The 18,484-nt window shown below is 73.1% G+C and carries 17 protein-coding genes and 1 tRNA gene; 6 read left to right on the top strand and 12 right to left on the bottom strand.

The window, feature by feature from the left end:
• Positions 1 to 256: 256 nt before the first annotated feature.
• From ACZ7L1_RS09600 to ACZ7L1_RS09570, 7 genes are all read right to left on the bottom strand, one after another.
• Positions 257 to 330, bottom strand: a tRNA-Lys gene (locus ACZ7L1_RS09600).
• Positions 321 to 929 carry a bifunctional DNA primase/polymerase gene (locus ACZ7L1_RS09595; RefSeq protein WP_471435663.1) on the bottom strand — a complete coding sequence of 203 codons (609 nt, stop codon included), beginning with the start codon at positions 927 to 929 and terminating at the stop codon, positions 321 to 323. The genes ACZ7L1_RS09600 and ACZ7L1_RS09595 overlap by 10 nt, the downstream gene beginning before the upstream one ends.
• A 145-nt stretch (positions 930 to 1,074) precedes the next feature.
• A complete protein-coding gene (locus tag ACZ7L1_RS09590; protein ID WP_471435662.1) occupies positions 1,075 to 1,440 on the bottom strand; it encodes a hypothetical protein in 366 nt (121 codons plus the stop codon).
• Between the two features lie 377 nt (positions 1,441 to 1,817).
• The gene (locus tag ACZ7L1_RS09585) at positions 1,818 to 3,170 is read right to left on the bottom strand and encodes an AAA domain-containing protein (RefSeq protein ID WP_471435660.1); all 1,353 of its coding nucleotides are present in this window, start codon (positions 3,168 to 3,170) and stop codon (positions 1,818 to 1,820) included.
• Entirely contained in the window at positions 3,167 to 4,759 is a 1,593-nt protein-coding gene (locus ACZ7L1_RS09580) for a hypothetical protein (protein ID WP_471435659.1), read from the bottom strand. The genes ACZ7L1_RS09585 and ACZ7L1_RS09580 overlap by 4 nt, the downstream gene beginning before the upstream one ends.
• Positions 4,750 to 5,880 carry a hypothetical protein gene (locus tag ACZ7L1_RS09575; RefSeq protein WP_471435912.1) on the bottom strand — a complete coding sequence of 377 codons (1,131 nt, stop codon included), beginning with the start codon at positions 5,878 to 5,880 and terminating at the stop codon, positions 4,750 to 4,752. Before ACZ7L1_RS09575 ends, ACZ7L1_RS09580 begins: the two co-directional genes overlap by 10 nt.
• Positions 5,831 to 6,784, bottom strand: coding sequence for a phosphatase PAP2 family protein (locus ACZ7L1_RS09570; protein ID WP_471435657.1), 954 nt, complete (start codon positions 6,782 to 6,784; stop codon positions 5,831 to 5,833). Before ACZ7L1_RS09570 ends, ACZ7L1_RS09575 begins: the two co-directional genes overlap by 50 nt.
• Positions 6,785 to 6,978: 194 nt before the next feature.
• Here ACZ7L1_RS09570 and ACZ7L1_RS09565 point away from each other — a divergent pair, with 194 nt between their 5' ends.
• Positions 6,979 to 7,572 carry a histidine phosphatase family protein gene (locus ACZ7L1_RS09565; protein ID WP_471435656.1) on the top strand — a complete coding sequence of 198 codons (594 nt, stop codon included), beginning with the start codon at positions 6,979 to 6,981 and terminating at the stop codon, positions 7,570 to 7,572.
• Between the two features lie 158 nt (positions 7,573 to 7,730).
• Here the strand turns inward: ACZ7L1_RS09565 and ACZ7L1_RS09560 are convergent, their stop codons facing one another.
• A complete protein-coding gene (locus ACZ7L1_RS09560) occupies positions 7,731 to 9,194 on the bottom strand; it encodes a hypothetical protein (protein ID WP_471435654.1) in 1,464 nt (487 codons plus the stop codon).
• 353 nt (positions 9,195 to 9,547) lie between these two features.
• Here ACZ7L1_RS09560 and ACZ7L1_RS09555 point away from each other — a divergent pair, with 353 nt between their 5' ends.
• Both ACZ7L1_RS09555 and ACZ7L1_RS09550 read left to right on the top strand, forming a co-directional pair.
• Positions 9,548 to 9,928 (top strand): hypothetical protein, encoded by a 381-nt coding sequence (locus ACZ7L1_RS09555; RefSeq protein WP_471435910.1) that lies wholly within the window; start codon positions 9,548 to 9,550, stop codon positions 9,926 to 9,928.
• Between the two features lie 157 nt (positions 9,929 to 10,085).
• The gene (locus ACZ7L1_RS09550; RefSeq protein WP_471435653.1) at positions 10,086 to 10,952 is read left to right on the top strand and encodes a spermidine synthase; all 867 of its coding nucleotides are present in this window, start codon (positions 10,086 to 10,088) and stop codon (positions 10,950 to 10,952) included.
• A 59-nt stretch (positions 10,953 to 11,011) separates the two neighbouring features.
• Here ACZ7L1_RS09550 and ACZ7L1_RS09545 read toward each other — a convergent pair whose 3' ends face one another.
• The gene (locus tag ACZ7L1_RS09545; RefSeq protein WP_471435652.1) at positions 11,012 to 11,524 is read right to left on the bottom strand and encodes a hypothetical protein; all 513 of its coding nucleotides are present in this window, start codon (positions 11,522 to 11,524) and stop codon (positions 11,012 to 11,014) included.
• Positions 11,525 to 11,655: 131 nt separating this feature from the next.
• Here ACZ7L1_RS09545 and ACZ7L1_RS09540 point away from each other — a divergent pair, with 131 nt between their 5' ends.
• The 3 genes from ACZ7L1_RS09540 to ACZ7L1_RS09530 all read left to right on the top strand — a co-directional run bounded on the left by ACZ7L1_RS09540 (position 11,656) and on the right by ACZ7L1_RS09530 (position 15,314).
• Positions 11,656 to 12,360, top strand: a complete 705-nt coding sequence (locus tag ACZ7L1_RS09540; protein WP_471435650.1) for a response regulator transcription factor — start codon at positions 11,656 to 11,658, stop codon at positions 12,358 to 12,360.
• A complete protein-coding gene (locus tag ACZ7L1_RS09535) occupies positions 12,357 to 13,754 on the top strand; it encodes a sensor histidine kinase (RefSeq protein WP_471435649.1) in 1,398 nt (465 codons plus the stop codon). Before ACZ7L1_RS09540 ends, ACZ7L1_RS09535 begins: the two co-directional genes overlap by 4 nt.
• Positions 13,755 to 13,862: 108 nt before the next feature.
• Complete coding sequence (locus tag ACZ7L1_RS09530) at positions 13,863 to 15,314, top strand: glycoside hydrolase family 18 protein (protein WP_471435648.1); 1,452 nt, start codon at positions 13,863 to 13,865, stop codon at positions 15,312 to 15,314.
• Between the two features lie 18 nt (positions 15,315 to 15,332).
• On the opposite strand, the gene ACZ7L1_RS09525 is transcribed toward ACZ7L1_RS09530, so the two are convergent.
• The 3 genes from ACZ7L1_RS09525 to ACZ7L1_RS09515 all read right to left on the bottom strand — a co-directional run bounded on the left by ACZ7L1_RS09525 (position 15,333) and on the right by ACZ7L1_RS09515 (position 18,481).
• On the bottom strand, positions 15,333 to 15,860 hold the full coding sequence (locus ACZ7L1_RS09525; RefSeq protein WP_471435647.1) for an STM3941 family protein: 528 nt from the start codon (positions 15,858 to 15,860) through the stop codon (positions 15,333 to 15,335).
• A 130-nt stretch (positions 15,861 to 15,990) separates the two neighbouring features.
• Positions 15,991 to 17,424, bottom strand: coding sequence for a GH1 family beta-glucosidase (locus ACZ7L1_RS09520; RefSeq protein ID WP_471435645.1), 1,434 nt, complete (start codon positions 17,422 to 17,424; stop codon positions 15,991 to 15,993).
• Positions 17,425 to 17,575: 151 nt separating this feature from the next.
• The gene (locus ACZ7L1_RS09515; RefSeq protein WP_471435644.1) at positions 17,576 to 18,481 is read right to left on the bottom strand and encodes a carbohydrate ABC transporter permease; all 906 of its coding nucleotides are present in this window, start codon (positions 18,479 to 18,481) and stop codon (positions 17,576 to 17,578) included.
• Positions 18,482 to 18,484: the final 3 nt, after the last annotated feature.

Below are 18,484 nucleotides of genomic sequence, written 5' to 3'. Positions count from 1 at the left end.
ACGGGGGACGTGTCTCTCCCGGAGTGCGACAGAAAGCGCAGATGTGCTGCACTCGCCGCACAGGCGGGGCGCGACCGCGCTTCGGGCTCGGAGAGTGCGGATGGGGAACACGGTGCCGCGCACGCCAGGCGGCGCCTGCGGCCGACCTGAGGGGGGTGGGTGGCGAAGCTCCCACAACGCGCGGCGAAGCCGCGCAAAAACAGAGATGGCGAGAACGGTTCGCTCTTTCCGCGAACGCGCCTCGCCATCGCCATCGTGCGCCGCCAGGGACTCGAACCCCGGACCCGCTGATTAAGAGTCAGCTGCTCTAACCAACTGAGCTAGCGGCGCCTGCTGACGTCGTAGACCTTAGCACCCTGGTCGGCGGGAGGAAAAATCGATATCCGTACGGGGTCGGAGGCCGCCGCGCGGGCGGCTCGGACGGCCGCCCAGAGCACGACCTCCGACCCGGGCAGCCACGGCCGACGGGTGTCAGGCGCGACCAACCAGCGGGAATCGAGCCTGGTGGCGGCGGGGTCGGCCGGGTGAACGGCGGCCACCGTCACCGCGTCGCCGACCCCGTGGCACAACAGTGGCGGGATCTTGGGCGTACGGCCGCCCCACTCCTCCCAGTCGAGCAGCGCCGGCAGCCGCCGGGCCGTGCCGGGCGCCGCGAACAGCAGGGTGCGGCCCCTGTGGACGGCGACGGGCCCCGAGCCGGGACCCTCGTCCCAGAGTCGGTCGAGCATCCGCCGCCCGAAGATCGCGGGGGTGTTGACGACGTCGAACGCGGTGCCGCACGGCAGGACCACCGGGGCGGTCGGGCGATCCGCCCAGAGGGCGAGGGTGCTGCGCGGATTCGTTCCCGCCGAGGCGAGCCAGGCGGCGCCCTCGGAGGTGACACCGCAGGCGTCGCGACAGGCTTCGATGGACGGCGTTCGACTGCTCATGGGAGACAGATCTACCGATCGTGAGCAGTCGGTCTCCGAGGGTTGCGGAAAACGGGGACAGAAAGGTGTGAGAGGGGGTAAGGTGCGGCCGGGCATATGCCGCATGATCATTCGATGTCGTCGGCGCTGTGAGGCGCCGGGCTGGTCAGCCCAGGCTTTCCGGTCCGTTCGAGTCGACCCCGCGGAGCAGATCCCGCCCGAACTCCACCATCTTCTTCGCGTAGTCCTCGGTCCACTCCGCCCGCTCGGCGATCGCCGCCGGCGTCAGCCGGTCGAAGCGGCGCGGATCGGCGAGCTGGGCCGCGGCGATCGCCTGGTACTCCACCGCCCGGTCCGCGGCCGCGCGAAACGCCTGCGTCAGCTCCGTGGCCCGCGCCAGCAGCGCCCGCGGGTCGTCGATCGACTCCAGGTCGAAGAAGTGTTCCGGGTCGGAGGCCGCCTCCGCGGGCTCGAAGAGCAAGGGCGCGGGGCGTAGCCGCGGCTCGTTCCGACGCGGCGTGGGCTCCGCCATGTCTTGTCCTCCTCGTACGGTTCGGGTGCCGCCCTTTTCGGGTGGGCCACCGTCCATTGTCGCGCGCCGACGCAAGGGCGCCGGGACGTGAGCGGGGCACGCCTGAGCGCGCTCCCCTCACCGCGCGCCCCCGGAGTCTCAAGGCCACCGCCGCCCGCGATGTTCCCCGCGGCCCAGCGCCCGCCGCCCCCGCGACGTTCTCGCAGGTCACGGCCGCAAGACCACGCGGTGCTCCGCCAGATGCGCGAGCACCGCATGATTCGCCTCCCAGCCGTCCGGGGCTGTAACCATCGGCCGCCTCCCGCGGCGAGCCGGACTCCGTCCGGCGAGTGGGACGCGGCAGCGCACGTCCGCCGGGCAGGCACCGGGGCCATTGGTCAGGCGCGCCAGACCACCCGGTGCTCGGACCACTGGTCCCATGTGGACATCATTGCCTCCCACCCGTCCGGGAACTTCACCGTCACCCCCAGCTGCACCGGCTCCGTCGACGGATGGTCGTCCAGCAGTTCCGTCACCCCCGCGCGGCACACCACGATGCACGCGTGCCGGTGCCGGGACGCCAGCACGCACAGGCGGCCGGTCTCCAGGTGGAACGCCGTCGCGTCCGGGCGGCCCGACAGCGGATGCAGCACCACCGTCACATCGAACTCCCGGCCCTGCAGCCGGTTGGCCGTGTCCACCGTGACGTCCGGCACCCCGAGGTCCGCCAGCGCGGAGCGCACCGCCGCCGCCTGATCCCGGTGCGCGGTGCCGACGGCGATCCGGTCCGCGGTCAGCGGCACCGGCTCCTCCGCCCGCTCCGACACCGCCGCCCCGCCCCGGTCGAGGAGTCGCCGCACGACCGAGGCGACCGCCCGCACCGCCTCCGGGTCCGTCCGCGGGGTGTGCCGGGCGGGCAGCTCCAGCAGCCCCCAGCCGGTCTCGGCCGCCTCGTCGATCACCCGGTCGGGACCCGAGCCGTCCGACCCGACCGCGAAGGTCAGCCGCCGGTCCCCGTGGTCGGTACCGCTGCGGAACGGCGTGTACGGGTAGAACGCCTGCGACACCAGGGGCGCCGCCGACGCCGGCAGCCGCCACGACACCGGCAGCCGGTGCTGCGGCAGCTCCGGGTTGTGGGCCAGCAGCGTCGTCACCGCGGACGCCGACGGGTCGTACGACAGCCCCGCCCACTGCTCCGCGCCGACGATCGCGAACGGATCCAGCTGCCCCGGGTCGCCGACGAACAGCGCCCGCTCGAACAGGCCCGCCACCGCCAGCAGCGCGTCCGAGCGCATCTGGTAGGCCTCGTCCACGATCGCGTGCCGCCACGGCTCGACGTCCTTGACGTGCGCCCACTTGGCGGCGGTGGAGATCACCACGTCCAGGCCCGCAAGGTCGCCCGCCTTGGCCGACTTGCGCACGTTGGGCAGGTCGTCGAGCGCCTTGTCGTACGGGTCCGGGTCGCTGCTGTGCAGCCGCCCGACGGGGAGGCCCGGTTCCTTCTCGGCCAGCCGCAGCACCAGGTCGTCGACCTGCGCGTTCGTCTGCGCGATCACCATCAACGGACGCCCGGCGGAGGCGAGTTCGAGTGCGGCCCGGACGACCAGCGTCGATTTCCCCGCGCCGGGCGGCGAGTCCACCACGACTCCTCTGTGCGCGCCGTGCAGCGTGTCGCGCAGGATGGCCTCGGTGGCCCGGGCGGCCGCGGCCCCCGGATCGAAGTCCCTGCCCGGCGGGGCGAACACGGTCACAGCACGTCCTCCTCGGTCACCGGATCCGGCTGCGGCAGCGCCTCGCCCTCACCCGGCGGCCCGCCGTGTGTCCACGGGGTGTCCTCCGGGTCGGGCAGCTTGGCCCCGCCGCGCTGCTCGTGTTCGAAGAGCGTGAAGCACACGTGGTCCCCCTTCTCGGGGACCGACCCGGCCTCCGGCTCCTTGCCGCGGCCCATCTTGTCGACGATGCGCAGCACCAGCAGGCCGTCCCCCTCGTGGCCCACGAACTCCGCCGCCTGTGGCTTCCCGCCCAGCGACCGGTACACCTTCGTGCGCTCACCCAGGTGCGGCCGGTCCTCGGTCCGTACGGTCACCAGCGGGCGCGGGCTGGGGCGCTTGCCCTCGCTGTACGCCATCACGACCTCCGTGACCTCGCCCGCGAACGCCTCCCCGGCGAGCCGCCGCCCGGCCATCACGAGCGGGTCGTCGAGTGCCTCCTGGGCGTCCAGGCGGGCCTGTTCACGCTCGCGCGTGGCGAGCTTGTTCGCCGCGGTGACCGCGTCGTCGTGGCGCGGTTGCGGCGGCTCCCCGGCGGCCACCCGGTCCCGGTGCCCGGTGAACGACCAGCGGTCGCGCGTCCACCGGTCCGCGACATGCGCGCCCTCCGGCAGCGCACGCAGCAGATCCAGACCCTGCCACACCGCCTCCCAGGTCGGCCGCGTACGGCTCTCCACCAGGGCGCGGATCTCCCGCTCGGCGGCGGTGAGTTCACCGAAGCGGTCGTCCGCCTCCACGCCGTCCTCGGCGGCGGCGAGCCGGGTGCGGGCGCGGTCGTAGCGCTCGATCGCGGGGGCGAGCAGTTTGTTGTCGAACGCCGGGTCGGTGGCCGGTCCGGCCGGCGGGCACAGCAGCTGGCCGTCCGCGTCCCGGGCCAGCTCGGCGTGGAGCGCGGCGTCCGCGCCCGAGGTGCCCTCGGGCGGGGCGATCCAGGCGAGCAGCGCGCCCAGCTGCTGGTCCTCCAGGGTCGACTGCCCGGTCGCCCAGTGCCGCCCGAGCAGATCGGTCAGCGCGAGCAGCAGGGAGGAGCCGGGGACGCGGGCACGCTCGCCGAAGTGCGTGAGCCAGCGGCCGAGCAGCGGCACGCGCGGGGGCGCCGGGTGCGGGGTCTCCGGGTCCTGCTCGGCGGTGCGGCGGAACCGCATGGAGCGGCCCAGCAGCCGTACGAAGTCGATGCCCGCCCGGCTCGGCACGATCAGCTGCGGGGCGTCGGCGCACAGCTCGACCTCCATCTTGACCCGCTTACCGGTCTCCGGGTCGGTCTCGGTGCGCTCGGCGGGCTCCACGGTGTCCGCGTGGGCGTCGATGTAGGGCAGGACGATGTCGGCGAGTTCGGCGAGGAACGCGAACCTGAGGTCGCGGTCGCGGGGCTGCGGCACCACGAGCAGCCGGGGGGCGTCCCGGTCGGTGCCGACGAGCGCGCCGAGCGGTGCCCCGGCCTCGCCGGCGGTGATGAGCGGGACGAAGACGAGGGGCCGCTCGGACAGATGACGGTGCCGGACGGTGGCGGCGGGCTGGGCGCGGCCGGTCCGCACGGCCTCCAGGCGGGCGAGGGCGGTGATCAGGGACATACGGCGCCCTCCCGTCCGGCGAGCGCCTCCGCCCGTAGCCGCGCCGCCCGGCGCAGGGCCGCCACCGCCGGGTCGTCCGGGTCCCCGGCCGTGCCGTGGGCGGCGGCCAGGATGTCGTCCACCGTGCTCAGGCCGCCCAGCTCGGCACGCAGCGACCGGCCCAGGGCCGCCACCGCACCCTGCGCCCGGGCGCGGTCACGGCAGTGGAAGGCCAACTCGCAGGCGGCCAGGCACTCCGGCGCGTACGTCGCCGGGACCGACTCCACCGCGGCCTGAAGCTCTTCCTGCGGAAGGTCCGGCGCGAAGCAGGTGCCCTCCGGGAGGGCGTCGGCGATCTCCTCGATGCGGGTGAGACGGGCCAGCTGGCGCCGGGTGACCGCGCGCTGCTTGCGGACGTCGACGGGCGACGCGGTGGGCAGGTTCGAGAAGTCCTTCGGGCACACCAGCAGGATCCGGTGGCGTACGACGGGTGCGGGGGTGAGGCGCTCGGCGACCTCCTCCAGCGCCAGCACGTACACCGCGGACTGCCGCGCGGCCGCCCCCACCTTCGCCGGGTCCGCCGAACCGTCGAGCAGCGGGAAGGACTTGATCTCCACGACCGTCCAGCTGCCGTCCGGGTGCACCACCACCGCGTCCGGCTCCAGGAACGCGGGCGATCCCGCCACGTCCAGGGCGAGCATGGGGTGGTCGAGCAGCGCCCAGCGGCGCGCCTCGGTGGCCTCGCGCAACGCCAGAGCCGTACGCGCCGCGCGCCCCTCCGGGCCGACCGCGGCCAGGTCCGGAACGAGGGCCCCCTCCGGGGCGTCGGCGGTCGGGTCCAGCTTCTCGTGCACCAGACGCAGCAACTCCGCACCGCCGTCCGCCTTCACCCGGGCCTCGAACGCGTTGCCCCGCATGAAGGCGAACTGCGACTGGCCGAACGCCGACGGCGCGCCCAGCGCGCCCGCCAGCGCCGCCTTGTCCACCCCGGCGCCGTCCAGGAGCGCGCGCCGCCGGCACCCGGGGTTCGCCGCGAGCGCGGCGAGGGCGCGTGCGTCCAGCGCCCTGGGCTGTACGGACGGCCCGCGCAGCTCAGCGAGCCGCTGCCGCAGCGCCGTCCCCCGCGTCCGCGGGAGCGGCACCCGGCCCGGCTCCCGGCCCGGGGCGGGAGAGGGGCTGTCGGGGAATTCGCTCACCCGCCGAAGTCTGGCATCCGGCACTGACAATTGGGGAACCTGCGGCTGACGAGGGCTCCGCGACCGGCGCAAACCGCGCCCGCAGCCGGGCCCTGACCGCGTCCGCCGCCCGCATCACCGGCCGGCTCAGCAGGAAGCCGACGCCCATGACGGCGACCCCGGCGACCGCGTCGAGGAGGTAGTGGTTCGCGGTGCCCATCACGACGAACGTGGTCCCGAGCGGGTACACGACCGCCGCCGCCCTGGCCCAGCGCGAGCGGCCGTGCCGCCACAGCAGCACCCCGCACCACAGCGCCCAGCCGACGTGCAGGCTCGGCATCGCCGCGTACTGGTTCGTCATGCCGCCCAGGCCCCGTGGCGCGCTCGCCTCGGCGCCCCACCAGCCGTAGGAGCTGTACTGCGCCATCGTGTCGACGAACCCATGGCCCGCGGAGAGCAGGCGCGGCGGGCAGGTCGGCATCAGGGAGAAGCCGATCAGACCGAAGAACGTGGACGTCAGCAGCCAGGTGCGGGCCGCCCGGTAGTGCTCCGCACGGCGCCTGAAGATCCACACCAGGATCACGGGGGTGACCAGGTAGTGCAGCGACGCGTACCAGAAGTCCGCGGGCACGCCGAGCCATGCCTCGCGGGTGAAGAGACGGTTCAGCGGATGCTCGGCGTTGATGTGGAGCAGCTTCTCCAGACGCAGTATCGCCAGACCGTGGTCGACGGCGCCCCCGACATCGCCCCGCGCGAGCAGTCGGCCCGCGGAGTAGGAGGCGTACACCACCAGGATCAGGGGCAGTTCGGTCCACCAGCGCAGCCGGGTCAGCGGGCCCACCCCGATGCCTGGTGTCTCGGCCTGCGGCATCCGATTCGCCCTCCCCCTTCTGCTCCTGGTCGCGGCTCCCGGCGGTCCGGTCGTGCCACCTTACGGTGCGGGCGTCCGCCTTCGTGGGGCGCCCCGGACCTCAAAGACGCAGAGATCGCCCGCCGGGTTGCCCCGGGACGGGGTGGGCGATGATGGAGTGACGTCGTCGCTCATTTCTCCCGGAAAGGTCTCTCATGGCACCGCGCATCCTGCTGGCCCGGCACGGACAGACGGAATGGTCGCTGTCCGGCAAGCACACCGGCAGGACCGATGTGCCGCTGCTGGAGGAGGGTCGGCGGGGCGCCAAGCTGCTCGGGGAGCGGCTGCACCGGGCGCCGTTCGGCGGGCTGCCCGGGGCCGAGGTGCGCACCAGTCCGCTGGCACGCGCGCGTGAGACCTGCGAACTCGCCGGCTTCGGCGAGCGGGCGAGCGTCTGGGACACGCTCATGGAGTGGGACTACGGGGCGTACGAGGGGATGACGCCGGCCGAGATCCAGCAGATCCGGCCGGGCTGGTTCATCTGGCGCGACGGCGTGCCCGGCGGGGAGGCCCTGGCGGAGGTCTCCGCGCGCGCGGACGAGGTCGTGGCCTGGGCACGGTCGGAGGACCGGGACGTGCTGGTGTTCGCACACGGGCACATCCTGCGGTCCATCGGGGCACGGTGGCTGGGCTTGCCGCTGGAGTTCGCGGCGCGGATACGGCTGAACCCGACGTCGCTTTCGGTGCTGGGGTGGGCTTACGGGGAGCCGGCGATCGAGTCGTGGAACGACTTGGGGCACTTGGCGTAGCTGCGGGCAGTCGTGCCTCCCCCAGAGCCTTGACGGCCCGGGGGGACCCAGGGCGGCACGGGTGGACGTTGGGGGTCCCCCTGCTCGAAGAACTTGGGGGGGCGTGCCCGTAGCGCCGGGTTGCGCGACCCCCCCCGGGCGCCCGTGGCCACGGCCGCTCACGCACTGCGCGGCAGCGAAGCGTGCCGCTCCAGGAACGCCGACACCCCCGACGCCCGCCGGTGCGGCAGCAATACCCTCGCCGTGCCCGCCAGCATCGTCAGGACGCGCGAGGACTGGACCTGGTCCAGGAGGTCCAGTACGCGGTGACCGGCCTGCGCCGCCTCGTCGGGACGGCCGCCGCGGGCCAGGTCGTCGGCCAGTTCGGCCGTGTACAGGGCGATGTTCCGGGTGAAGTGCGGATCCTGGAGCTGCGCCGCGCGGTGTGCGTGCCGGGCCGCCCGCGCCCAGTCGCCCAGCGTCGACCAGCACTGTGCCTCCAGGCCCTCCAGTTCGGCCTCGCCGTAGAAGGTCATCCACTCGGGGTCCGAGTCCGACGGCCCCCGTTCGAAGAGCGCCTGCGCCCGTGCGAGCGCCTGTTCGCAGCCGGCCCGGTCCGCGAGTCCCGCCCAGCCGCCCGCCTCCCTGAGGGCGAGCAGCGACATCAGCCGGTGGGAGCCGAGCGGGCGCGCGACGCGCTGGGCCGCCTGCGCCGCCCGTACGGCCTCCCGCGGCCGGCCCGCGTCGCGCGCGAGGAACGCCGTGTTGCAGAACGCGTGTGCCTCCAGGCCCGGGTCCCCGGACATCCGGGCCGTCGCCAGCGCCTCCGCGTAGTGCGAGCGGGCGTCGTCGTAACGCCCGGAGTCGTGCGCCAACCATCCCACCGAGATGGCCAGTTCACCCGCGCCCGAGTACAGCCGGTCGGCGACCGTCTGCCGGGTCGTACCCGCGTCGAGCAGCGCGTACGCGGCGCGCAGCGGGGCCGCCGCGCGCCGGTACAGGCCGTCCGCGCCGTGCCGGTCGTCGAGCAGGCGGATCTTGCGTACGGCCTCCTCGAGCGCGCTCGCCTCGGACGAGCCCGCACGGTGGACGGGGCGTTCGGCGGCCGCTGCGGGGCCGCCGAGGGTGAGCCCGATGGGGCCCAGGGAGGCGGCGGCCACCGTCACGGTGCCGCCGGTCATGAATGCGCGACGCTGCACGTCGCTCTCCTCGTGGTTCTGTGCGTCGTACGCGTGTGTGCCGTACGACTCGTGCGACTCGTAGGTGTCTGATCGGTCATACGTCTCGTACGCCTTCCGGTGCTCATCGGAGGCATACGGACGGCGGTTGGTGTGTGCGGGGGGCGCCTCGCCGACGGTGCGCGCCCCTCGGCCGCGCACCGCCGAGCGGGGCGCGAACCCCAGGTCCGCGAGCGTGCGCCCGGGGAACATGTGCAGGAACACTCGTTCGTAGGCGTAGTTGGGACAACGGATCTCGCCCGCCTCGACGCGTCCGATGTACCGCGCGTCACAGCTGACCCGCTCGCCGATCTCGCGTGCGGCACGCCGTACCGCCGCGGCGAACTCACCCGGCGAGCGTGATCCGCGCAACTGCCGGAAGGCGAGATTCGGCCGTGGTGGCCGGGGGGTCTGGGACGAGGTCATGGCCGGGCCCTCTCGTGCGAACCGTCGAACCATGCCGGATTGGGGTGGCTTGTCCGCGTGGTGCCAGTTGGTTCCCTGCGTCCGGCGGTGCAAGAACGTACCTTCCTCGCAGGTGTGGTCATGCGAGGTTTAGCTACAAACCGGATATCTCATGCGAGATCTGCCATGAACTGCCATCCTTGGCGGCAGTGTTGCGCCGTTGCCGTTGACGCTCCCGAGCGTTGAACCCTGTGGACCGGGAGCCGCCCGAACTCCCGACCCAACTCACCGTCGAGGAGGGTTCCGTTGTGGATGCCGGGACGCAGACCCCGCACAACACCGAGTTCCGTACACGGCCGCAGGCCGCCCAGACCCTGCCGGCCCCCGAGTGCGCCGCACCGCCGCACCGGGCCCCCGACCTCGTGACCGTGCCCACGCGGCAGGGGCTGGAGGCGGTCGACATCCTCCGCCGCGGCGTCGGCGACTGCGTCGGGCCCGTCCTGCACGACGACGACTGCGACACCCTCGGCTTCCTGGTACCGCCCGGCACGGCGGACGGGTGGGACGTCCCCGGCAGCACGTGCACGAAGACCGACGGGCGCGGCATGAGCCTGGTCGCCCCGCTGCCCCCGGTGGAGGGCACGGGCTGGCTCCTGCCGCCCGGCGAGGCGGAGCCGGCCACGGACCCGGCGGTCCTGCGTGCGGCCCTCGGGGAGGCGGCCCGCATGATCGAGGCCGCCGACAACTGTCGATGACCGCCCGCCTGGCCGGACCGCCCCGGCAACCGTCGGTGAGCCTTCGTCCACACCTCGAGTCGAACCCCGTCCGATCGGGCGAGGGGCGTGCCCGGGTTGCCGAGCAGGGCCCCGCCCTCGGTGAGCCGCCCTCCGCGCCGCCCCCGATAATGGCGGGATGGGCAGGTCACGGAACGCGCGGCGCGGGCAGGGAGCCGAGGCCGTCGTCGAGACGGTCGACGGCGGACTCGCCCAGCTGATACCCGACCCGGACCGGGCGCGCGCCTGGACCCTTCTCATCGACGGCGCCCCGCAGTCGCATGTCGACCTCGACGACCCGCGGCACCTGTCCTTCGAGTACCAGCGCCGGCTCGGCCACGTCATCGACCTGGCCGCCCCGCCCGGCCGTCCCGCGCACGCCGTGCACCTCGGCGGCGGCGCGTTCACCCTCGCCCGCTACACCGCCGCCACCCGCCCCCGCTCCACCCAGCAGATCGTGGAGCGTGACGCGGCGCTCGTCCAACTCGTGCGCCGGGCCCTGCCGTTGGACCCGAACGCCCGGATCCGGGTGCGCTCCACGGACGCCCGGGAAGGGCTCGCCAAGGTGCCGGACGGCTGGGCGGACCTGATCATCGTGGACGTGTTCAGCGGGGCGCGCACCCCGGCGCACCTGACGTCGGTCGAGTTCCTCACCGAGGTCCGCCGGGCGCTGAAGGACGGCGGTGTGTACGCGGCCAATCTCGCCGACGGACCTCCGCTCGCCCATCTGCGCGGCCAGATCTCGACGGCGGCGGCCGTCTTCCCCGAGCTCGCACTGATCGCGGATCCGGCCGTCCTGCGCGGCAAGCGCTTCGGCAACGCGGTCCTGGCTGCCTGTGCCCACCCGCTCCCGGTCGCCGAACTGACCCGGCGCGCCGCCTCGGACCCGCATCCCGCGCGCGTGGAGCACGGCAAGGCGCTGACCGACTTCACGGGCGGTGCGGCGGCGGTCACGGACGCGGCGGCCGTGGCGTCCCCGGCGCCCCCGCCGTCGGTCTTCCGCTGAAACCGACCGAGCTCCTCCACTGAGACACACCGAGCCCGCCGCCCGGCGAAAGACCGGCCCTAGTAGTTCCCGATCTCCACATGGGGCGGACCGTCGTGCCAGGTGCAGAACACCGACACCCGGTCGGCACCGGACGCGAACTCCACGCGGATCCAGGTCTCCGTCTTCCAGACCTGCATCGACCAGCCGGTGCCGGGGGTGGCCGACACGAGCGTCGCCGAGGTGGTGCCGAGGTCGAAGACCGCCCGACCGCCGGCGGTGTCGTAGCTCTTGACCTGACCTGAGGTGGTGGTGGACGGGCCGGGCTTCGTGGCCCGGGACTTGGAGGGCGTCGGTCGCGGGCCCGTCGTGCTCGGCGTCGGCGCCGGGCTCTTCGACGGGGCCGGCCGCCGCGTCGAGGGAGCCGGCGGCCTCGACTCCTGCGTGGTCGCGCCGCCCGCGGTGACGGGCAGGGCGCGCGGCGGGTCGTACGCGGTGCCCGCCAGCACCGTGTGGACACCCCACCACGACAACGTGGCCGCCGCTCCGGTGGCCAGAGTCCACGCCAGTACGTGCAGGAGACCTCTCAACATCCCGGCCATACTGCCTCACCAGCCCCACGGGTGTCTCACGGGTCGCACACAGTTCCGTTTCTTCCCTTGCGGCGTGGGGAGTTGTCCACAGCCCCCGAACGGCCCGGCCCGCATGGCGTACGGTGCCGCCCATGGCAAGTGTGCTCGTGGTCGAGGACGACCAGTTCGTACGCTCGGCGCTCATCAGGCATCTGACGGAGGCCGGACACACCGTGCGCAGCGTCGGCACCGCGCTGGAGGCGCTGCGCGAGGTCGCGCACGTCCCCTTCGACGTCGTCATCCTCGACCTCGGGCTGCCCGACCTGGACGGCTCCGAGGCGCTGAAGATGCTGCGCGGCATCACGGACGTCCCGGTCATCATCGCCACGGCACGCGACGACGAGACGGAGATCGTCCGCCTGCTCAACGCGGGCGCGGACGACTATCTGACCAAGCCGTTCTCGGTCGAGCACCTCTCGGCCCGGATCGCGGCGGTGCTGCGCCGAGTCCGCACGGCCGCCACCGACGCCGGGTCCCCGACCGTCATCCGGGTCGGTGGCCTCGCCATCGACCCGTTGCGCCGCCACGTCGAACTGGACGGCGTGCCACTGGACCTGACCCGCCGTGAGTTCGACCTGCTCGCCTTCCTTGCCGGCCGGCCCGGCGTCGTCGTACCGCGCAGGGAACTGCTCGCCGAGGTCTGGCGGCAGTCGTACGGTGACGACCAGACCATTGACGTCCATCTCTCCTGGCTCAGGCGGAAGTTGGGTGAGACTGCGGCCAGGCCGCGCTATCTGCACACCCTGCGCGGAGTCGGCGTGAAGCTGGAGCCGCCTCGGACGGAGCCGCTGCCATGAGGTGGGCACTGGTCAAGGTGTGTCTGGCGGTGACCACGATGGTGGTGGTCGCCTTCGCGGTCCCGCTCGGGCTGGTCGTCAAGGAGATGGCACGCGACCGAGCCTTCTCCAGCGCCGAGCGGCAGGCCGCCGCGATCGCGCCCGCGCTGTCCATCACCACCGACCGGGACCAGCTGGAGCGGGTCGTCGCCTCGGCGGGCTCGGACGACGGGATGGCGGTGCACATCCCCGCGGGGGAGGGCACGAAGGCGGTCGACATCGGCCGCCGGCGCGCCGCCGCCAAGGACATCGCGGCCACCCGCCGGCTCGGACGTGCCTCCACCGCCGAGGTCCCGGGCGGCTCCACGCTGCTCCAGCCCACCGCGCTCAGCTCCGGGGCGATCGCCGTCATCGAGGTCTACGTGCCCGAGTCCGAGGTGACGCACGGCGTCGGCACGGCCTGGGCGGTACTCGCGGCGGTCGGCGTCGCGCTGATCATCGGCTCGGTGGCGGTCGCCGACCGGCTCGGCGTGCGGATGGTGCGGCCCGCGCGGCGCCTGGCCGAGGGCGCGCACGATCTGGGGGAGGGGAAGCTCGGGGCGCGTGTCCCCGAGGACGGGCCGGCCGAACTGCGCGCGGCGGCGGTTGCGTTCAACTCGATGGCCGACCAGGTCGTACAACTCCTCACGAACGAGCGGGAGCTGGCGGCCGACCTGTCCCACCGCCTGCGGACACCGCTGACCGTGCTGCGGCTGAACGCGGCCTCGCTCGGTGACGGGCCGGCCGCCGAGCAGACCCGTCAGGCGGTGGCGCAGCTGGAGCGCGAGGTGGACGCGATCATCCGTACGGCCCGCGAGGCCAAGCCGCAGACCGCGGCGGCCGGACCGGGCGCCGGGTGCGACGCGGCGGAGGTGGTGCGCGAGCGCATGGAGTTCTGGTCGGCGCTCGCCGAGGACGAGGGCCGCAAGTGGCGGGTGGCCGGGGCCGACCGTCCGGTCCGCGTACCCGTCGCCCGCTCCGACCTCGCCGCCGCGCTGGACGCCCTGCTCGGCAACGTCTTCCGGCACACCCCGGAGGGCACGGCGTTCGCGGTCGACGTGCACAACGCCGAGGGCGCGGTGATCGTGCTGGTGTCCGACGCCGGGCCCGGCATACCGGACCCGCAGGCGGCGATGGCCCGCGGCCGCGGCTCGGGCAGCGACGGCTCGACGGGCCTCGGCCTGGACATCGTGCGCCGGCTCGCCGAGTCGACCGGCGGCGACGTACGGATCGGCTCCTCGGTGCTGGGCGGCACGGAGGTGCGGATCTGGTTCCAGCTGGACGGACTCGCCCCGATCCGGCGGGGGCACCGCGTACGCCGTGGACGCCGCCGCATATTGGTCTCTACCTTTAACCGCCCCCGATCCCTTCCTTAAGCGCACCCTAAGATCCTCAACGCCCGCCCGGATCAGGCGTTTTGCCCCCTGCCGGCTCGCTAGCGTGCTGCCGCATCCACCCCCCGTACCAGCGAAGGCAGGCACGCGATGAGCAAGGCGCACCGGCGCGGGATCAGCGGCAGAAGCAAGGCGATCGGCGGCACGGTCGCCGCCGTCGTGGTCGGCGGTGGCGCCCTGGTGGTCACCGGCACGGCGCACGCCGCCGGTGTCGGCGCGGCGTACACGAAGACCAGCACCTGGTCGTCGGGCTACACCGCGCAGTACGTGATCACGAACGACAGCGGTCAGGCCAAGGCCGACTGGACGCTGCAGTTCGACCTGCCCTCGGGTGCGCAGCTCAGCTCGCTGTGGGACGGCACGCCGACGGTGAGCGGACGGCACGTCACCGTCAAGCCGCCGTCCTGGGACAAGGACGGCCTCGCGGCGGGCGAGTCGGTGACCGTCGGCTTCGTCGTGAGCGGCTCCGGCGACCCGACGGGCTGTCTCGTCGACGGCGCGAAGTGTTCCGCCGACGACGGCGCGACCCCGCAGCCGAGCGGCCGTCCGACCCAGTCCCCCACCCCGGTGCCGACCCCGCCTTCGACCGCCGCTCCGTCGCCCACCGCCACGCAGCCCACCGGAGGCGGCACCGGCACCGGATCCACCACGAGCGCCGGCTTCTCCCCGTACGTCGACACGTCCCTCTACCCGGCCTTCGACCTGGTCGCCGCGGCCGACGCGACCGGGGTGAAGAACTACAACCTGGCGTTCGTGACCGACGGCGGCGGCTGCACCCCCAAGTGGGGCGGCGTCTCCGACCTCGGCAACGACGCGGTGGCCGCGCAGATCGGCGCCCTGCGCGCCAAGGGCGGCGACGTCCGGGTCTCCTTCGGCGGCGCCTCCGGCTCGGAGCTGGCCACGACCTGCTCCTCGGCCAACGCGCTGGCGGCGGCGTACGGGAAGGCCGTGGACGCGTACAGACTCACCAAAGTCGACTTCGACGTCGAGGGTGGCGCGCTGCCGAACACGGCCGCGAACACCCGCCGCGCCCAGGCGATCGCCAAGCTGCAGCAGCAACACCCGGGCCTCGATGTCTCGTTCACGCTTCCGGTCATGCCGGAGGGCCTGACCCAGGACGGAGTGAACCTCCTCGCCGACGCCAAGTCCAACGGCGTGAAGATCTCCACCGTCAACATCATGGCGATGGACTACGGCCCCGCGTACAGCGGTGACATGGGCACCTACGCCGAGCAGGCGGCGACCGCGACGCAGGCGCAGATCAAGAGCGTGCTGGGCCTGACCGACAGCGCGGCCTGGAAGACGGTCGCCCTCACCCCGATGATCGGCGTCAACGACGTCTCCTCCGAGGTCTTCAAGGTCGACGACGCCGCCCAGCTGGTGGCCTTCGCCAAGTCCAAGGGACTCGGCTGGCTGTCCATGTGGTCGGCCGCACGCGACAAGCAGTGCGACGGCGGCCCCAAGCCGACGGCGGACCCGACGTGCAGCTCGATCACCCAGGACAGGTTCGCGTTCTCGAAGGCGTTCGGCGCCTACAAGTAGTGCCTGTTCTCCAGGGTGCTACCGCCTGATCCTCAACTCGGGTTGGTGGCGGCGCATGGCCGCCACCACCTCGTCGAGGTCCACCGGGAGCGTGGTCGCCGAAATGGTCGCCGGGCTGTAGCCGAGGCGCAGGTTGGCCTTACCGGCGATTCGTGCCGTGCGCGGTGCTCGCGCCAGGTAGGCGTCCGGGTCATTGAGCACCAGTTCGATCACGCGCTGCGTGGCGGAGCGGACCCTGATCTCGCGGACGGTGACCTCCGCGATCTCCGTCCAGCGGATCGAGCCCAGCATCACATGTGTCAGGCCCTCGCCGGTCAGCACCAGTTCGGGCCGCCGTCGCAGCAGGCGGCCGATCGCCAGGCAGGCGCACAGGCCGAAGAACGGCACGGCGGCCGCGCCCGCGAGGACGCCTTTGAGCGTGGCGTGGTCGATCAGCAGCCAGACGCCCAGAGCCACGAACGCCAGTGAGCCGAGGGCCACGAGTGAGGTCCGACGCAGCGAGGACGGGTAGGCGGTTGCCGCTCTGTCCGCGGCTTCGGTGGTCACGCGACCACACCCTAGGCGAGTGGGCCACGCGACGAAGCCCCTTTGCGACAGGCTTCGGGCGGCACGGCGAACCACCGGGGCGCGGCACCTCCCTCCTGTGCCGCGCCCCGAACCTCCGGCCCCCCGCCGGTCAGTCCTCCAGCGGCGGCAGCTCCCCGGTCCGCGCCGCCCGGCCGTACCAGTGCGCGCTCGACTTCGGTGTCCGCTCCAGCGTCGTGTAGTCCACGTACACCGCCCCGAAGCGCTTCCCGTAGCCGTACGCCCACTCGAAGTTGTCCATCAGGGACCACAGGAAGTAGCCCCGCACGTCCGCGCCGTCCGTGATGGCCCGGCGCACCGCCGACAGGTGCCCGTGCAGGTAGGCGATCCGCTCCGGGTCGTGGACGCGGCCGTCCGGGTCCGGCTTGTCGTCGTAGGCCGCGCCGTTCTCCGTCACGTACAGCGGCAGGCCCGGCGCTTCCCGCGTGTAGCGCATGATCAGCTCGTGCAGCCCGGTCGGGTCGATCGTCCAGCCCATCTCGGTCCGCTCGCCCGGGGTCTGGTGGAAGGCCACGTCGTCCGCGCCCGGCCAGGGCGAGTGGGCGCTGGCGCCGTGACCGTCCGGACGGGGGCCGCTCGCCTGCTCCTCGGCCGCCGAGACGAGCGTCGGCGTGTAGTAGTTCAGACCCAGGGCGTCCAGCGGCTGGTGGATCGTCTCCAGGTCGCCGTCGCGGAGGTAGGACCAGTCCGTGACCGACGACGTGGCCGCCAGCAGGGTTTCCGGGTACGCGCCGTGCAGCATCGGACCGTGGAAGACGCCGTTCGCCAGGTCGTCGATCTTCTGGCCGGCCGCCAGGTCCGCCGGGTCCTGCGAGACCGTACGCACGACGGAGGAGTTGAGGCTGACCGCCACCGCGTTGCGGGCCGGCATCACGGACCGCAGGGCGGAGGCGCCGAGGCCGTGGGCCAGGTTGAGGTGGTGGGCCGCGCGCAGCGACGCCGCCGCGTCCGTACGGCCCGGGGCGTGCACCCCGGAGCCGTAGCCCAGGAAAGCGCTGCACCAGGGCTCGTTCAGGGTGATCCACTGCTCCACGCGGTCGCCGAGGGCCTCGCCCACGATCCGCGCGTACTCGGCGAACCGGTACGCCGTGTCCCGCTCCGGCCAGCCGCCCGCGTCCTCCAGCTCCTGGGGGAGGTCCCAGTGGTAGAGGGTGATCGCCGGCCGGATGCCGTGCGCGAGGAGTTCGTCCACCAGGCGGCGGTAGAAGTCCAGGCCCCGCTGGACCGCCGGGCCCCGGCCGGTGGGCTGCACGCGCGACCAGGAGATCGAGAAGCGGTACGCGTTCAGGCCCAGCTCTGCCATCAGCGCCACGTCCTCGCGGTAGCGGTGGTAGTGGTCGACAGCGATGTCACCGGTCTCGCCGTCGGCCGTCCTGCCCGGCGTATGGCTGAAGGTGTCCCAGATGGAGGGGGTGCGGCCGTCCTCCCGCACCGCCCCCTCGATCTGGTACGCGGAGGTCGCGGCGCCCCAGACGAAGGCGGGAGGAAAGGTCACCGGGGGTGCCGACTGTGCGGACTCAGACATGGAAGCGCTCCCATACGAGGTCGTGAAGACCGATGAGTTGGGGGAAGGGGAGAAAGGAGGAGGGGGGAGGGAAGGGGCCGGAGCGGCGGTGATCCGGCCCCCGTACGGCGATCGGCGTCCACGGCGGCCGGGCGACCACGGCGGCCGGGCGTCAGCCCTTGACCGCGCCCTGCATGATGCCGCCCACGATCTGCTTGCCGAAGATCGCGAAGACCAGCAGCAGCGGCAGCGTACCGAGCAGCGCGCCTCCCATGATCAGCGACTGGTCGACCGTGTAGCCGCGGCCCAGGCCCGCCAGGGCGACCTGCACGGTCGGGTTGCCGGTCTGGGTCAGGACCAAAAACGGCCACAGGAAGTCGTTCCAGGCCTGTACGAACGTCAGCATGCCGAGCACGGCCATCGCGGGCCGCGCCGCGGGGAACACCACGTTCCACACCACGCGCCAGCTGCTCGCACCGTCCACCCGGGCCGCCTCGATCAGCTCGTCAGGCAGCGCCTGGAGCAGGTACTGCCGCATGAAGAACACGCCGAACGCGCTCACCAGCGACGGGAAGATGACCGCCTGCAACTGGTCCGTCCAGTCCAGCTTCGCGACCATCATGTACAGGGGGATGATGCTCAACTGCGGCGGCACCATCATCGTGCCGATCACGATCAGCATCAGGATGTTGCGGCCCCTGAAGCGCAGCTTGGCGAAGGCGAACCCGGCGATCGTCGACAGGAACACGATGGTCGCCGCCGACGTCCCCGCCACGATGGTGGTGTTGACGAAGGCCTTGCCGAGGTTGGCCTGGGTCCAGGCGACGTCGAGGTTGTGGAAGAGGTTCCCGCCGAACCAGAACGGCGGAGGGCTCTGCGCCAGCCGGTTGTTGGTGCGGGAGGCGGCGATCGCCGTCCACACCAGCGGGAACAGCGAACCGATGGAGAACAGCACGAGGATCGTGTACGCGATCGGACCCGCGTGCATCTGCCCGCCCGCACGGGCCGACTTCGGGCGCCGTACGCGCTTCGGCTCCTTCGCCGCCGCGTCGGCGGGAGGGTTCAGGGTTGTCGTCACGCC

Source organism: Streptomyces sp. NPDC107546, from assembly GCF_055639175.1.
This window is presented reverse-complemented; position numbering and strand designations above follow the sequence as displayed.

Coding starts and splice junctions, on each gene's coding strand:
- ACZ7L1_RS09595 (WP_471435663.1), bottom strand. CDS start 929: ATGAGCAGTCGAACGCCGTCCATCGAAGCCTGTCGCGACGCCTGCGGT.
- ACZ7L1_RS09590 (WP_471435662.1), bottom strand. CDS start 1,440: ATGGCGGAGCCCACGCCGCGTCGGAACGAGCCGCGGCTACGCCCCGCG.
- ACZ7L1_RS09580 (WP_471435659.1), bottom strand. CDS start 4,759: ATGTCCCTGATCACCGCCCTCGCCCGCCTGGAGGCCGTGCGGACCGGC.
- ACZ7L1_RS09570 (WP_471435657.1), bottom strand. CDS start 6,784: ATGCCGCAGGCCGAGACACCAGGCATCGGGGTGGGCCCGCTGACCCGG.
- ACZ7L1_RS09565 (WP_471435656.1), top strand. CDS start 6,979: ATGGCACCGCGCATCCTGCTGGCCCGGCACGGACAGACGGAATGGTCG.
- ACZ7L1_RS09560 (WP_471435654.1), bottom strand. CDS start 9,194: ATGACCTCGTCCCAGACCCCCCGGCCACCACGGCCGAATCTCGCCTTC.
- ACZ7L1_RS09550 (WP_471435653.1), top strand. CDS start 10,086: ATGGGCAGGTCACGGAACGCGCGGCGCGGGCAGGGAGCCGAGGCCGTC.
- ACZ7L1_RS09545 (WP_471435652.1), bottom strand. CDS start 11,524: ATGTTGAGAGGTCTCCTGCACGTACTGGCGTGGACTCTGGCCACCGGA.
- ACZ7L1_RS09540 (WP_471435650.1), top strand. CDS start 11,656: ATGGCAAGTGTGCTCGTGGTCGAGGACGACCAGTTCGTACGCTCGGCG.
- ACZ7L1_RS09535 (WP_471435649.1), top strand. CDS start 12,357: ATGAGGTGGGCACTGGTCAAGGTGTGTCTGGCGGTGACCACGATGGTG.
- ACZ7L1_RS09530 (WP_471435648.1), top strand. CDS start 13,863: ATGAGCAAGGCGCACCGGCGCGGGATCAGCGGCAGAAGCAAGGCGATC.
- ACZ7L1_RS09520 (WP_471435645.1), bottom strand. CDS start 17,424: ATGTCTGAGTCCGCACAGTCGGCACCCCCGGTGACCTTTCCTCCCGCC.